Here is a 13,945-nt window from a genome sequence, read left to right as displayed (position 1 = left end):
ACTCTGGAAAAACTCCAGAGCGTTTTGCTATTTTACCCGTCTATTCGTTTCCAAACGTCCCACTCACCGGAATCCGTTGGTTTCTCTCCACGAGTCCACCATTTCGCCTCATACAAATTCCCTTCGTATGAAACGACATCTCCAGCATGGTACGTGATCGTCTCACCCCAAACCTGTACACCTTCTTCTTCATCTTGACAATCTTTTACTAGTTGCCAAACGTCCCAAGTTCCTGATTGCGTCGGATTTTCACCCGTCGTCCACCATTTCGCTTCATACGTGTTCCCTTCATGTGACACCCGGTCGCCAGCCGTATATACAACCTGACCTGACCATTCTTCATACACACACTCAGGTCCCGGTCCCGACTCGGTGACCCACTCATATCCGGTTGGACTTCTCATACCCGGCGTTCCAAAATACGTATCGAGTTCACCGGTAATCGTCACATGCTCACCTACATGTTCCGGGTGAGCAACAAGATTTAACCCATGTCTAACCGGTGTATTGTTGACGAGTTGCACAGGTAGCATTTTCTCTCGATCCGTTTCACTCGGATCGTCCGCTAAGAGTAGATTCGACGGTGCGTGCGTTCCTTCACCAAGAATCACTTCTTGATTGTTAATGCTCCCGACAATGTATCCTCTCACATTTCGAATTCCTTGATTGTTTTCCAGTGCTTCTTGTACACTGATTGCACCTGTTGGGTCTGGTTCAACGTCTGCGCCTTCAATCGTAATGCGGGAGCCTTCTTCATAGTTAATCGGTCCATCGTAGTCGGTTACAAAATCAACGACCGCTTGCCATACCGGTCCGAAACTTTCAAGCTCGTCACCAAGATTATAAAAGCTATTCGCATGCATGAAGTCATTATAAGCAACCGTATACTGCTCATCGTCTATAAACGGCTCACCATTGACGCGTTCAATGTGAATATCATCAAACCCATTGCCTGATTCCGCAGGAATTAACGTATAGTCGAGACCAGCAATTTGCAAGTCAACGCCTTGGTGATAATTGGACTGCTCAAGAATCATTTCTTCAATTCGTTCCCCCGTCGCTTCAACGAGTACGATCTCGTTTCCAAACGCATCTAGCGATTCAATCTGCTCATCCGTAATTTCACCAGGAGGAATTTGCCCAGTCACAGATGAACCATTCAGCATGGCAATTTCAGCATCGGTACGTTCGATGAGGCTATCTGTGTACAAATTACCGATCCCTGTGTCTTGCAGACGCTTGTTTGCTGAATACAAACCCGTTTCTGTAGCACCGATGATCGTTCCTGGCAACGGCCCTTCTGGATCAATGGTGATACTAATTCTACCTTCTTGCTCATAATCGAGCGTTTCTCCGGCATCGGTAAGACTACGTGCCCATTGGGTCATCGCATCCGTCATGAGTCCAATCGTTTCTGAAATTACTTCACCTTCGAATTCATATCCAGACCCGCCAGTACCGATATAATCCGCAACGGCAACCGTATACGTCGCCTGTTCATCGACCAGCTCACCATCGATCGTCATTTGCGTGTCTAAATAGTTGCCTGTCATTCCGGTGACAATTTCGTATTCCATCCCTGATACTTGTAGATCAATCTGGTTTCTTTGATCTCTAGAATACGAATACTCCAACACATTTTCAATCGCCTCGCCTGTCATTTCAATGAGCATAATCTCATTGGCAAACGGTTCAATCGTATAGATCTCATGTAACGTTACATCACCGCTCGGAATGCTATCTCGTATCCCCCCGTTGTTCGTAAACGCAATGTCAGCGTCTCCGAGCGAGCGCATCGCATCTGTCCAAAAGTTGCCGAGAGGCGCATCCCCATTAAACCTGCCATCACGCGAAAGCCCGTTCTCTGAATAGCCGATCACTTCGCCCAGTATTTCGTCCATTTCATCATTGTACTGATCAATAATTGGCTGCACATTCTCATCCACTTCTTCTAATGTGTCTACGGAAATGAGCTCAGCTTCGACATTTGTAACCTTGCCATCATTGAGCGTGAGGACGGCATCCCCGACGTGACTCAAATTCGCACCTGCCTGGAGAATCGGCGTGCCGTTCACAACACGAGGCTCTTGAAGTGTTGTATGGGAGTGACCGCCAATAATCAAGTCAAAATAATCAACATCTTCAGCAAGCGCGACGTCTGCATTCACTCCGATATGTGTGAGTGCTACAATGACGTCTGCTTCACGTTCGAGTTCTTCTTGGTACTCATTTGCAACTGCAGCATAATTAGATTCAAATGCCATCCCCTCAACATTACTTGGTGCTGTTGCAGGGGGCGCTTGCGTGATTCCTAATACACCAACCGTCGTTCCGTTAACATCAAATAATTCATACGGTTCAGGATTTTCAACACCTGTCTCTAACGTATCAACATTTGCCCCAAGCCACGGGAAATCCGACGAGTCCATATTGTTGATTAGGTGGTCCTGTCCGTAGTCAAATTCATGGTTCCCGATCGTAAGCACGTCAAGTTCTGCTGCATTAAACACATCCACCATTGGAATCCCAAAGTTCAAGTCAACGACAGGATTCCCGCTCGCATAGTCACCAGCATCCATATACAATACGTGATCATCGGTTTGTCTTACATCTTGGATATAAGCAGACGCTTTTGCATAATCATCAAAAGAAGCATGAATGTCATTCGTATGAAGAATTCGAATCTGCTCTGGTGAATCTGCATCAATCGTAGGCGTGAGAATTGCCGATGCCACCAACACCCCTGCAGAAACTCCTAGCCCTTTTCTAAACCTATACTTCATGAGATACTCCCTTTCTTTTCATAGATTGTAAGTATCCCAACAATAACAAAAAATGATGGATTCTCCGTAAATTCTGTGTAAAATTTTGCGATATTGTGACAATCAAGAGGATCGTCCTTGTAGAAGTGTTGTTCCTTTTTCCTATACGCAACCTTCATTACAACAATGGTCATTTTTGTTCAACAATTGTTGCAACGCCTTCATACATCATGACTGTACCGATGAGCGTAATATGAACAAATATATGAATGTGTTCATCGTCGATCGCTTCCTCATATACATTCACTTTTGCACTCATTCGCTTTGGCAATTTTACATACCGACCGAACAATCGTATGAAACTTTGTTCAGATGTGATGAGTAGCGCTCCATTTGAAGTGACCGTGAACACTAATGGTTGCATAAACCTTCCTGACCGACCAAGTCGATCAAGAATTTGCTCACTCGACGCATCCCAATACATTCGTGCAAAAAACGTTCGCACATTTTTTTGAAAATAAAAGGTACGATTCCAATCGACAACTTGCGGCGACGGGTGATACGTATTTGTAATCGTGAATGGTACGTTCTTTCCTCTTTCAGGAAATAAAAAATCATCCCTTGCAAATATTCGGGCAACAGTCGATAGACGACCGACCCTCGAATGTGATTCATCGTACCCGTTGCTGTAAGCGCACCTAATTGTTTTCCATATTTCTTCTTAAGCAATGGATGCAATTGCTCAAACCGTGCACCGATGGCTTGTTCATATATTGATTTCACGTTCATTTATGGCCTCCGTTTGTTTCGTCTCGCTCGAGCAACACCGTTAAGATTCACCCAACCAATGAATGTCAATGCAATCACACCAACGTTTAACGTAACCATATTGAAAGGTTCGTTTAACACTCCCGTATGAGCGCTCACTGCAGCCCCACCGAGGACGACCATAAGTATGGCTGTCACAGTGAACATCACCTTTTTGTTGACCGGCAACAAAAACAACATTGCCCATAAGATTTGTGCGCTGCCAATGATCGCAACGACCTGACGTTCAAAGCCGTTTATGAACGAAACCGTTGAGACGAGGTCCAATTCACCGGTTTCAGGAAATAGTAGTTTTGGAACGAGACCTTGGTAGAAAAAAATGATAAAAAGCGCAAAACAAATGATTGAATGAATCTTCAGTTTTTGCAATGTTTGTTCCGGTGGAATACTCTTCTCTAACCAGATCTTCATTGCGTCGAAACTCCAAGCAGTTGCCCAACCGATAATCGGACGAAACATGAAGCGGTCAATCACTCTCCCGAAAAAGCCAAAACGAACGGAATAGTCATATTGGGTAAGAAAGCGAATCCCCTCCCCAGTATCTTCATATTGCCAATACCCGCGTCCTTTTTTTATTAAAGATATCGGCATCTCACTCGAAAATTGCAAACCCGATGTTCTCTTGCCACCCTCTCCAGTAACATCTCCTGTCGCCATCCCTCTGCCTTTCACCTTTAAAAATGCAAGTTTCGTTTCGTAAGTAAATGAAGCTTGGTCACGATTTGACTGTTCCTCGTCATAATCTATGTGTGTAAACCGCAAATCCCATCTCTCATGCAGATGCGGCTCTTGAGTAGTGCGCCACAATGTATCCATATCGGTATCAATTTTCGTCTCAACATAAACAGGTTTCCTTTGCACAATTCCCACCTCCTTCCTTCCAACATACCACTATTTGTAGAATCACGCCTGTTACGCATCGAATTTTCTATATGAGTTGAACAATAATAAAAATTATACAGCCCTTCATGTTCGCTTCCCCATTGTGCTGAGCGAGAATTCCCGACATTCATGAGTACGAAGAAGTTTAAGTGTGCACATGCTCTCTTCCGACGTTGACGTAGTGTTTGCTCACTAACACTTCTAGCTGGATCACATCTGGGAAAGGTTAGGATATTTGCGATCTAGATCACCCCGAAACGATCTAGATTACGTTAAAACACCGAATTTTCCAATTTTTTTGGCGATCTAGATCGTATATCAGGTGATCTAGATCGCTTTTCATTGGTTTCGGCACCGCAGGTCGCGATGGTCGTCTTATTTTTGGGATTTTTTACGGGATTAGCGATCTAGACCGCGGCTTTAACGATCTATATAAAATAAACTTAACATTATCCTGATTACGCAGTTTGTTGTTGCTTTCCACTGAAGGCTGATGCTTGCACTCCAGAGCACAAGTGCAACATCGGTGGTCAAAGATCGACCACCGTGTTTTCTATGCACTCCAGAGCACAAGTGCAACATCGGTGGCGAAAAGACGTCCACCGTTTTTTCTTGACACTCTAGAGCATAAGGACGACACGATTCACGTTTCTGCCTACTGGCTAAGGTGTGTGGAAAGAAGTCCAAATGCCCCATACATTCATTAATGTGACACTTGAGAAAGAAAAATCATCATTTTAAACGTGGATGCGCACATAAACGGAGTTAACGGTCACAAATCGTGCAATTTGTGACAGTTGCGTATCGAAAGTGCCCGGTTTGAGGGCTGGATTGTCACATAAGTGACAGGTCATCACATGCTTGCGCCAGGTGGTGACCATCGGTCACGTCTTTTTACCTTTCGGCATACGTTTTCCCGTGTTGCCCGCAACCCTTGGAGTGACGAATAACGATCGGCAACGATGTTGTCGAAGTGAGATGAACTTCAAAAGACAATAGGTAGGCATTCACCTGCAAACAGCGATCTCGATCATTGGATTCAGTGAGATTGAGCAAACTCGGTAACAGATTACCAGGTTACGTGTTTAATCACCGCCCCGAAGTCCCAACAAGCTGTCGGCGCGAGCCGCGCCGAACCGAGTCCGATTTGGCATCGGCCCCAATGGGGCCGACCGGTTACTCGCTTATTGGCATTGAATCTGCGCCCCAGTTGGAACAAACTGTGCGCAAGTTTAGCGGAATGAACCCCAAAATCGTTAAACTAGGCAAACTTGCGCGCAGAACTCGCAAACTCGCGCGCAAAATGGTACACAGCACCCCCTTCTATCCAACTGCCAACAGCGCAAACCAGGAAAATCTTACGTTCATTCTAGAGCTACCAACCATCGCACCAGAGGTGCCGATGATAAACCGATGGGTCGTCGGTATGACTCCTGCCGACATCACTTCTTAGCCATAGAAAAGGGTCGTACAATTTCTTACGCCGAGCGAATGAAACAAAGATTTGATGTAGTAACAACATTAAGAACGAGTGAATTTCTTTAATGCAACTTATATAAAACTTTCGATAGATTGCCCCCTTAGTGACCCGGGCTTATTTCTCATGATTGTGCATACGTTCCTCGCTTCATTTGCGGGCTTAAACTTCGGTTCACTAGCTTAGCCTGCAGCACTTTCATATTCAACCTCCCCGCCTCGCTTAGCCCTTCAATTATTGAGTCCAAACCAAGCGAAAATCGTACCATCGAATAAAATTCAGCCGATAGATCGACACTCGATCGCTAACTCATCCACACACCGTAAGAAAAAGGCAAGAAGAACGGGTGCGCTCTTCTTGCCTTTTCGTTACGCTACATCATAACCTAGATCTTCAACGGTATCTTTTAGATCTGCTTCTTGAACTTGACTTGTATCAAAAGAAATCGTAACGAGCCCTTTCTCTAAATCAACGTTTACAGAATCAACACCTTCTTTTGAGCCAACACCGTTTTCGATTGACGAAACACAATGTCCACAAGACATGCCAGTCACTTGTAATTCGATCGTTTTCATGTTAATTCTCCTTACTCATCTGTTGGATGAAAGATTGAATTTTATTTTCGTTTTGCTCATAACCGGTAAAAACAATCGGCTTTTTTAATTGGTTTCGTATTCCCTTTTGCTTAAACACAAGACCTGGAACAATTCTTGTTCCGGTTTTCTTCTTTAGCACGTGCTCTTGTTCTGGTTGTTCTTCGAGATCTTTTTCAATAAAACTGATGTTCACTCGTGCAAGATCTTCTTTTAACTTCGCACAATCTGAACACATCGGACGTGTATAAATCGTTAATTGATACATGTTTACCCCTCCGTTACTGAACATCGATCACGTAAGGAAAAGCAATGACTCCTGCATCTTCAAACTTAAATTCTGCCCACAATTTGTACTTGCCTGGTTGAGTGAAGTGTGCTTCAAAAACCGTCTCATCATCAGCCACAGGATGTACGTGAATAAATTGTTCTCCGGCCTCGTCGATGACGACGACGTGACCGAGGGCACCGAGGTACGGCTCGAGCGCGTCCGGTTCTTCTGTGTTAAACGTTAGCGTAGTGACGTCACCTGACTGTAGACCATCAAATTCCAGCTCGACTTCTTTCCCTTGCACACTTTTCACATGGTCTGTATCTGTCGTTAAGTTTGCTTCACTCGTCATCACATCGCCGACTTGCACGTCGATCGGTTCTAGTTTGTAGCCCAAGTTTTCAGGAGAAATATCAACAAAGATTCGGTACGTTCCAGGAGAGAACAAATGGTCGACTTTGTATATGCCATTTTCCACACGCTCCGGATGCAGATGATGATACGTTGCTAAGTCGTTTGAAACAGCGATCATATGCATTTCCTTCTCATGATGAACCGCTAATGCAGGTGCGTTTCCATCGGCGTCTTGCACCGTTACCGTAAGTTGTTGTTCGTTTTGATCCACAATGACTTCAACCTCTGACTCGGTAGACTCATGATGATCGTCATGCGCATGTTCATTCATTTCATCTTCCTCCTCATATTCAACAGCTTGTGCTTCATGTTCCCCATGATCTCCACCGTCAATGACCGAATTTCCGGTAATGACCGCATAACCGACAACGACAATGGTCAAGTAAACGAGTCCACTGATAACCCACGTTTTGATTTTCATGATGAACGTTTCACTCCTTTAAACGACATGCGCTGTAAACGAAGGGCGTTACCAACAACACTTACAGAACTAAAGGCCATCGCCGCTCCTGCGACCCAAGGCGCAAGTAAGCCTGCCGCCGCAATTGGAATTCCAACAGAGTTGTAAAAGAACGCGAAAAACAAGTTTTGCTTAATGTTGCGCATCGTCTTGTTACTAATGACAAAACTGTCGGCCACACTGTGAAGGTCCCCGCGCATTAATGTCACGTCAGACGCTTCAATGGCAATGTCGGTTCCTGTACCAATCGCCATACCGATATCAGCAACCGCAAGTGCAGGCGCATCGTTAATGCCATCCCCGACCATCGCGACATACTTATCTTTTGCTTGTAGCTTTTCAATTTCTTTCGCTTTTTGTTCAGGAACGACTTCTGCGATCACACGATCAATGCCTACTTGTTTCCCAATCGCTTGTGCAGTACGTTCATTGTCTCCCGTTAGCATAATCACTTCCAGACCGAGGTCTTGCATCCGTTCGATCGCATCAACTGACGTTTCTTTGATCGTATCTGCGACAGCAATGACACCAGCGAGTTCATCATCGACGGCAATTAACATCGCGGTTTTGCCGTCGGATTCAAACTGTTCCATTTCTGCTTGGAAGAACTGTAGATCGACGCTTTGTTCACGCATAAGCTTTCTCGTTCCAACCAACACTTGCTTGCCTTGAACCGTTGCGCTAATTCCAGCACCAGGCAATGCTTCAAACGTATCAGGATTGTCAAACGAAATGTTACGTGCTGCAATCCCTCTAACAATGGCCGATGCCAACGGATGTTCTGAACTTTTCTCAGCTGCCGCGACCATTTGTAAAATATCGGCTTCGTTAAACCCGTCGGCAACGCGAACATCTGTCAGTTCAGGTTCGCCTTTTGTAATCGTTCCTGTTTTATCTAGAACAACCGTTGTTACTGATCGTGTGTTCTCAAGATGTTCGCCGCCTTTAAAGAGAACACCCATTTCCGCCGCTCGACCTGAACCTGCCATAATTGACGTTGGTGTCGCTAACCCGAGTGCACACGGACAAGCAATCACGAGAATCGTAATTAACGGCACGAGTGCCGAGCGAACGTCACCTGGTTCAATTAAGAAATACCATGCTAAGAATGAACCGATGGCAATCAAAACAACAATCGGTACAAATACACCGGATACGCGGTCAGCCACCCGTTGTATGTCTGCTTTACTTCCCTGCGCATCTTCGACAACTTTAACGATTTGCGCGAGCGCCGTATCTTTGCCGACACGTGTCGCTTCAAACGTTAAACTTCCGTTTTTATTCACCGTTGAACCAATAACCGAGTCACCTGTGTTCTTATCTACAGGAATACTTTCACCTGTAATCATTGACTCATCAACGGCTGAGCTTCCAGCTTGGATCGTACCGTCTACCGGAATCTTTTCTCCTGGCCGAACGATCACACGATCACCGACAACAACGTCTTCAACAGCCACTTCGACTTCCTCGCCATCGCGTACGACCATGGCTGTTTTTGCTTGCATATTTAGCAGCTTCTCAATTGCTTTTCCGGTACGGCCTTTCGCACGTACTTCAAACAATTTCCCGAGAATAACGAGGGTAATAATGACCGCCGCGGCCTCGAAGTACAACTCTGGCATCCCTTGTTGCCCACCGACATGCCATTCATACCCAAGGAAAATACTATAAAAGAATGCGGTTGTCGTACCGAGCGCGATGAGTACGTCCATGTTCGCGCTTTTTCCTTTTAGTGCTTTGTATGCACCTTCGTAAAACTGGGCACCCGCGATAAACTGAACGGGAGCGGCAAGCGCGAGTTGCACCCAAGTTCATAAACATCTCTGGCATATAAAGAAACGTAGTAAATTCAAAATGCGTCACCATCGTCCAAAGGAGCGGTAAAGTTAGTATTGCTGCAAAGATAAACTTCCCGGTTTGGTGGCGAATTTCTTTCTCTTTCGCATCGATGGTTTCTTCTTTCGATTGTTGTTCGTGCAAGGAATAACCAATCTTCTCAACAGATTCAATGAGCCTTGTTTGTTGACAACCCCTTCATTGTAGTCAACGGTGACGTTCTCAAGCGCAAAATTGACGCGCGCCTTGTTTACTCCGTCTGTTCTAGATAATTTCTTTTCAATCCGGCTTGCACATGCCGCACACGTCATACCCGAAATATCAAACGTGATGGATTCAAGCTGCACGTGATAACCAAGTTTTTCTATCTTATCTTCGAAAGCTTTAGCATCTACTTGTTCAGAATCATACGTGACATTAGCTTTTTCGACTGCAAAGTTCACATGTGCGTCTTCTACTCCGTCCATACGTTGTAAACCTTTTTCAATTCGATTCGCACATGCCGCACACGTCATGCCTTGGATGGGCAATGATATGTCTTGCTTCGCCATCGCATTTCCTCCTAACTGCTCACAGTCAGCGAGCTTCTACAATGATTGCTACAGTTATCATGATACAATACCCCAGTAGGGTATGTCAAACATTAATAATTGTTCACACAGCCACTTACATGTGCATGCTTTACTTGCGGATTGCAGCGACACCGTAACTCCTCTTTTTCGCTAACTTCCTTCTCTGGTTTAATCCATCGGTCGGTTTCAACGCGATACCAAAGAACAATGGCTCGAATGACAATATCAAGTCCGATGGCAACCCATACACCTGCAATACCCCAGTTTAATTGAACCGCTAACACATAGACGGCGACTGTTCGAACGACCCACATACCTATTGTCGTTAAATACATCGGGAATTTTGTGTTGCGCGCACCTTGATAAGCGCCCGTTAACGTGAGCACAATCGCTAGAAATGGTTGAAAGAACGCTGCAATCATTAATGCTGTGCCAATTTCTTGTATAACAACAGGATCATCGGTAAATAGCTGACCAATGGTCCCGCCAAAAATGAAGAGCAGTGCACCCATTCCAACCATAAATACTGCTGAAATGATGGCAATTAACTTCGCGTACTGCTTCGCTTGTTCATATCGCTGGGCGCCGACAAGTCGACCGACTAAAATCGTTGCCGCTGCGGCAAAGCCATAGGCGATCATATAAGAAAATGTTTCGATATTCCCAGCAATTTGATGTGCTGAGAACGTCGTTGTACCTAATGCGACAATAAATCCAAAGTAAACGACTTGTCCAATTCGCATCGCCAGCCGCTCACCAGCGGCTGGGGCTCCTAGTGAAAGTAACGCTTTTTGATCTTTACCATTAAAGCGAAATTGGCTTCGCGTAAACGATAGACTTGAATTTCTTTTCATATAATAGAGTAACATAGCTGTTCCGGCAATTCGTGATAAAACGCCTGCAAGCGCTGCACCAACGATACCTAGTGGAGGTATAAACAAAAACCCAAAAATCAATACATAATCTAAAAACATATTTACGATGTTGGCACCAATCACTGCCTTCATCGGTGCTCTCGTATCTCCTGTTCCTCGCAAGATGCTACTAAATACGAACATGAGTGCCATAAGAATTGAAGGGACCGCAAGAACCTGGAAGTAGACAGTCGCAATTTCAAGTACTTGTTGGGTGACACCGAGTACTTGAATCATCTGTTCTGCAAACAGCAATGTAGCCATCCCTAGTAATACCCCAACAATGGTTGCTTGAATAATGCCTTGTTGTGCGATGGTGAATGCTCGTTTTTGGTTACCGTCGCCGATCGCATTGGCCATAAGGACATTTACTCCTACACCGATCGCCATAAATATCGCAAAATAGATGGCAAGAATGGCATTTGTCACACCGACTGCGGTTACTTCTTCTAAGCCAATTTGGGCAACAAATAACGTATCAACAAACCCGAGTAACATTTGAAAGAAATTCTCGATCACTGCGGGCATAGCGATAATGAGTATGATCTTTATTTTGTCCGTCGTTTTTAATCCTTCTTCGAGTACGCGATCAGCCATGTTCATACGCTTCACCTTCTCTGTTGACAATCAATATAAATATACCCCCCTCAGTATACAAAAGTAACATTTCCCAATTTAAATCAAAACGAAACATGCAAACAGGTAAAACGCATACCTTTTGTTGAATAGCCCTTTATACGTAAAAACAACAACGTTGTGCCTTATTATGAACGTGCGTCCTCGTCATCATACTTTCTGAAGGTGCTCTCCTGAAAGAACCGCGTTTGGAGTTTTATCAGCCAATTAGAAGTACAAACGGTTGCATCTAACTGTCTGCTCGGTGTGCGAATTCCTACTTGGTTTCTGATTTGGTATTTACATGTGCCCGCATGCAAAAAAATCCGCATGTTTACTTATGCGGATTGATTTGCTTATTTAATTTTGACGTTATGCAGTTTCATCCACTCGTTCATTTGCCAAATATAAGCGAGCAATTGAGGGCCGGTCATTAACTGTCCGAAAAACGGCGTATCTACTTTTTTTGCCCGTGTTCTTACAAGCTCAGTGAGAACCGTGCGATCGAGAAATTCATGAACAGGGGCATCGCCATCTTCGAGCATCTGTTCACAAAGTGTGGCCACCATTTCCGTATACTTCGGATGATGGGTTTTTGGATACGGACTTTTCTTTCGATAAAGTACATCATTAGGAAGCACACCTTCTAACGCTTTTCGTAGCAGTCCTTTTTCCCGGTCTTGGTACCGCTTCATCTCCCATGGGATATTCCAAACGTATTCGACGAGTCGATGATCGGCAAATGGAACCCGTACTTCAAGCTTGCTGCCATACTCATCCGATCTTTTCGGTCTAGCAGTGTCGTCATAAACCAGATCATATTCAAGTAAAACATTTCTCTTCGTTGCCGGTTTTCCCCGGTTTCACCGTCTAAATGTGGTGTCTCAGCAATGGTTTTGTCGTATTGGGCTTTGGCGTATTCCTCTAACGGAAGTTTCTTTTTCCACTTTTCATTCAATAAGCCTTTACGCAATTCAAGTGATGACATCCACGGAAACAGAGGTCGGGACAATAACTCTTTTTTGTAAAACCATGGGTAGCCACCAAAAATCTCATCCGCACACTCTCCAGAAAGTGCGACTGTTGCTTGCTTTTTAATCTCTTTACTAAACCATAACAACGAACTGTCCACGTCTGCCATTCCTGGAAGATCTCGAGCGATGACGGCATCTTTAAGATGGTCTTTTAACCGATCAATCGTAATAATTTTGCGATGATGCACCGTACCGAAAGCATCTGTCATTTTCTCGATATACGATTGATCATCATCCGGTTGAAATGCATTGCTTTTAAAATGAAGGTCATTGTCTTCATAATCAATTGAGAATGTATGGAGTGGCGCCTCTGCTGTTTGAGTATTCGCAGCAAATGCGGTAAGTGCACTCGAATCCAATCCCCCGGACAAAAATGAAGCGACGGGCACATCAGAGACGAGCTGCCGTTCGACCGTATCCTTGAGTAAATCGTGTATCGCTCCCGCGGTCTCTTCTGCATTTGCCTGATGAACTTCACTTTTCACTTGCCAATACCTCTTAACATCACAACCATTTCGATCAAACGAAAGGTAATGGGCAGGGCGAAGCTCTTCTAGCCCATCAAATACACCAAACCCTGGTGTTCTTGACGGGGATAAACTCATTACTTCCGTCAAACCTGTTTCGGTTAGGCTAGCCTCAACATCGGCATGCGCCAAAATTGCTTTTATTTCTGACCCAAAAATCATTCCTGAAGATGTTCTTTTATAAAATAACGGCTTCACACCGAGACGATCTCTTGCAATAAAGAGTCGTTCGCCATCCCAAACTGCAAATGCAAAAATGCCGTTTAACCGTTCTAAACACGCTGCCCCCCATGCCAAATACGCATGAAGTAACACTTCTGTATCGGAATGTGTCGTGAACGTTCTTCCTAACTGCGTCAATGCTTTTCGAACTTCATCTGTGTTGTACAACTCACCGTTATACACGATGGTACCCGTACGATTTTCGTGTGTTCTCGTCATTGGTTGCGACCCACCACTCGGGTCAATTACAGCAAGCCTTGTATGCCCAAGCAAAAGATGTTGATCGGTCCAAATGTTTGAAGCATCGGGACCCGGTGTGCCAACACATTCGTCATCGTTTCAATTTGCTCGACTTGTGCGCGCAAATCTTTTTTCCAATCTAGCCAACCCGCAATACCGCACATCGTCATCCTCCCTTTCAACGGTTGTGCGAAGATCGCTCTTCACCCAGTCACTTCTCTACACTATGCAAACACACTAGAAATCGTCATTCTCACACACAAATGGCGAGGATGAGTAAGGCTTTTCTTCAAGCGAT

The 13,945-nt window shown here is 44.8% G+C and carries 7 protein-coding genes and 2 pseudogenes; all 9 read right to left on the bottom strand.

Translation table 11 applies throughout. The features are described 5' to 3' along the window. Nucleotides 1-32 precede the first annotated feature (32 nt). Nucleotides 33-2,783, bottom strand: a complete 2,751-nt coding sequence (locus tag JCM19039_RS12000) for a 5'-nucleotidase C-terminal domain-containing protein (protein WP_052398752.1) — start codon at nucleotides 2,781-2,783, stop codon at nucleotides 33-35. 169 nt (nucleotides 2,784-2,952) lie between these two features. Beyond that, on the bottom strand, nucleotides 2,953-3,393 hold the full coding sequence (locus JCM19039_RS23215) for a DUF4166 domain-containing protein (protein ID WP_238545030.1): 441 nt from the start codon (nucleotides 3,391-3,393) through the stop codon (nucleotides 2,953-2,955). Nucleotides 3,394-3,551: 158 nt separating this feature from the next. After that, nucleotides 3,552-4,451, bottom strand: coding sequence for a DoxX-like family protein (locus JCM19039_RS11985; RefSeq protein WP_052398751.1), 900 nt, complete (start codon nucleotides 4,449-4,451; stop codon nucleotides 3,552-3,554). Between the two features lie 1,866 nt (nucleotides 4,452-6,317). Continuing rightward, nucleotides 6,318-6,524, bottom strand: a complete 207-nt coding sequence (locus JCM19039_RS11975; RefSeq protein ID WP_042427419.1) for a copper ion binding protein — start codon at nucleotides 6,522-6,524, stop codon at nucleotides 6,318-6,320. Between the two features lies 1 nt (nucleotide 6,525). Next, the gene (locus JCM19039_RS11970; protein ID WP_042427418.1) at nucleotides 6,526-6,810 is read right to left on the bottom strand and encodes a glutaredoxin family protein; all 285 of its coding nucleotides are present in this window, start codon (nucleotides 6,808-6,810) and stop codon (nucleotides 6,526-6,528) included. Between the two features lie 13 nt (nucleotides 6,811-6,823). Continuing rightward, nucleotides 6,824-7,648 (bottom strand): hypothetical protein, encoded by an 825-nt coding sequence (locus JCM19039_RS11965; RefSeq protein ID WP_052398750.1) that lies wholly within the window; start codon nucleotides 7,646-7,648, stop codon nucleotides 6,824-6,826. Further along, a pseudogene (locus JCM19039_RS11960) lies at nucleotides 7,645-10,074 on the bottom strand (heavy metal translocating P-type ATPase). The gene JCM19039_RS11965 and the pseudogene JCM19039_RS11960 overlap by 4 nt, the downstream one beginning before the upstream one ends. Nucleotides 10,075-10,166: 92 nt before the next feature. After that, nucleotides 10,167-11,612 (bottom strand): MATE family efflux transporter, encoded by a 1,446-nt coding sequence (locus JCM19039_RS11955; protein WP_238545023.1) that lies wholly within the window; start codon nucleotides 11,610-11,612, stop codon nucleotides 10,167-10,169. 368 nt (nucleotides 11,613-11,980) lie between these two features. Then, a pseudogene (gene asnB, locus JCM19039_RS11950) lies at nucleotides 11,981-13,811 on the bottom strand (asparagine synthase (glutamine-hydrolyzing)). Nucleotides 13,812-13,945 lie beyond the last annotated feature (134 nt).

Origin of the sequence: Geomicrobium sp. JCM 19039, from assembly GCF_000698145.1 — a bacterium.
Taxonomy (GTDB): domain Bacteria; phylum Bacillota; class Bacilli; order Bacillales; family Marinococcaceae; genus Geomicrobium_A.
The sequence above is the reverse complement of the archived record's forward strand: the minus strand, read 5'-3'. Positions and strand labels throughout refer to the sequence as shown.

What these genes read in the sequence shown, in the direction of transcription:
- JCM19039_RS12000 (WP_052398752.1), bottom strand. Translation starts at nt 2,783, where the DNA reads ATGAAGTATAGGTTTAGAAAAGGGCTAGGAGTTTCTGCAGGGGTGTTG.
- JCM19039_RS11975 (WP_042427419.1), bottom strand. Translation starts at nt 6,524, where the DNA reads ATGAAAACGATCGAATTACAAGTGACTGGCATGTCTTGTGGACATTGT.
- JCM19039_RS11970 (WP_042427418.1), bottom strand. Translation starts at nt 6,810, where the DNA reads ATGTATCAATTAACGATTTATACACGTCCGATGTGTTCAGATTGTGCG.
- JCM19039_RS11965 (WP_052398750.1), bottom strand. Translation starts at nt 7,648, where the DNA reads ATGAAAATCAAAACGTGGGTTATCAGTGGACTCGTTTACTTGACCATT.
- JCM19039_RS11955 (WP_238545023.1), bottom strand. Translation starts at nt 11,612, where the DNA reads ATGAACATGGCTGATCGCGTACTCGAAGAAGGATTAAAAACGACGGAC.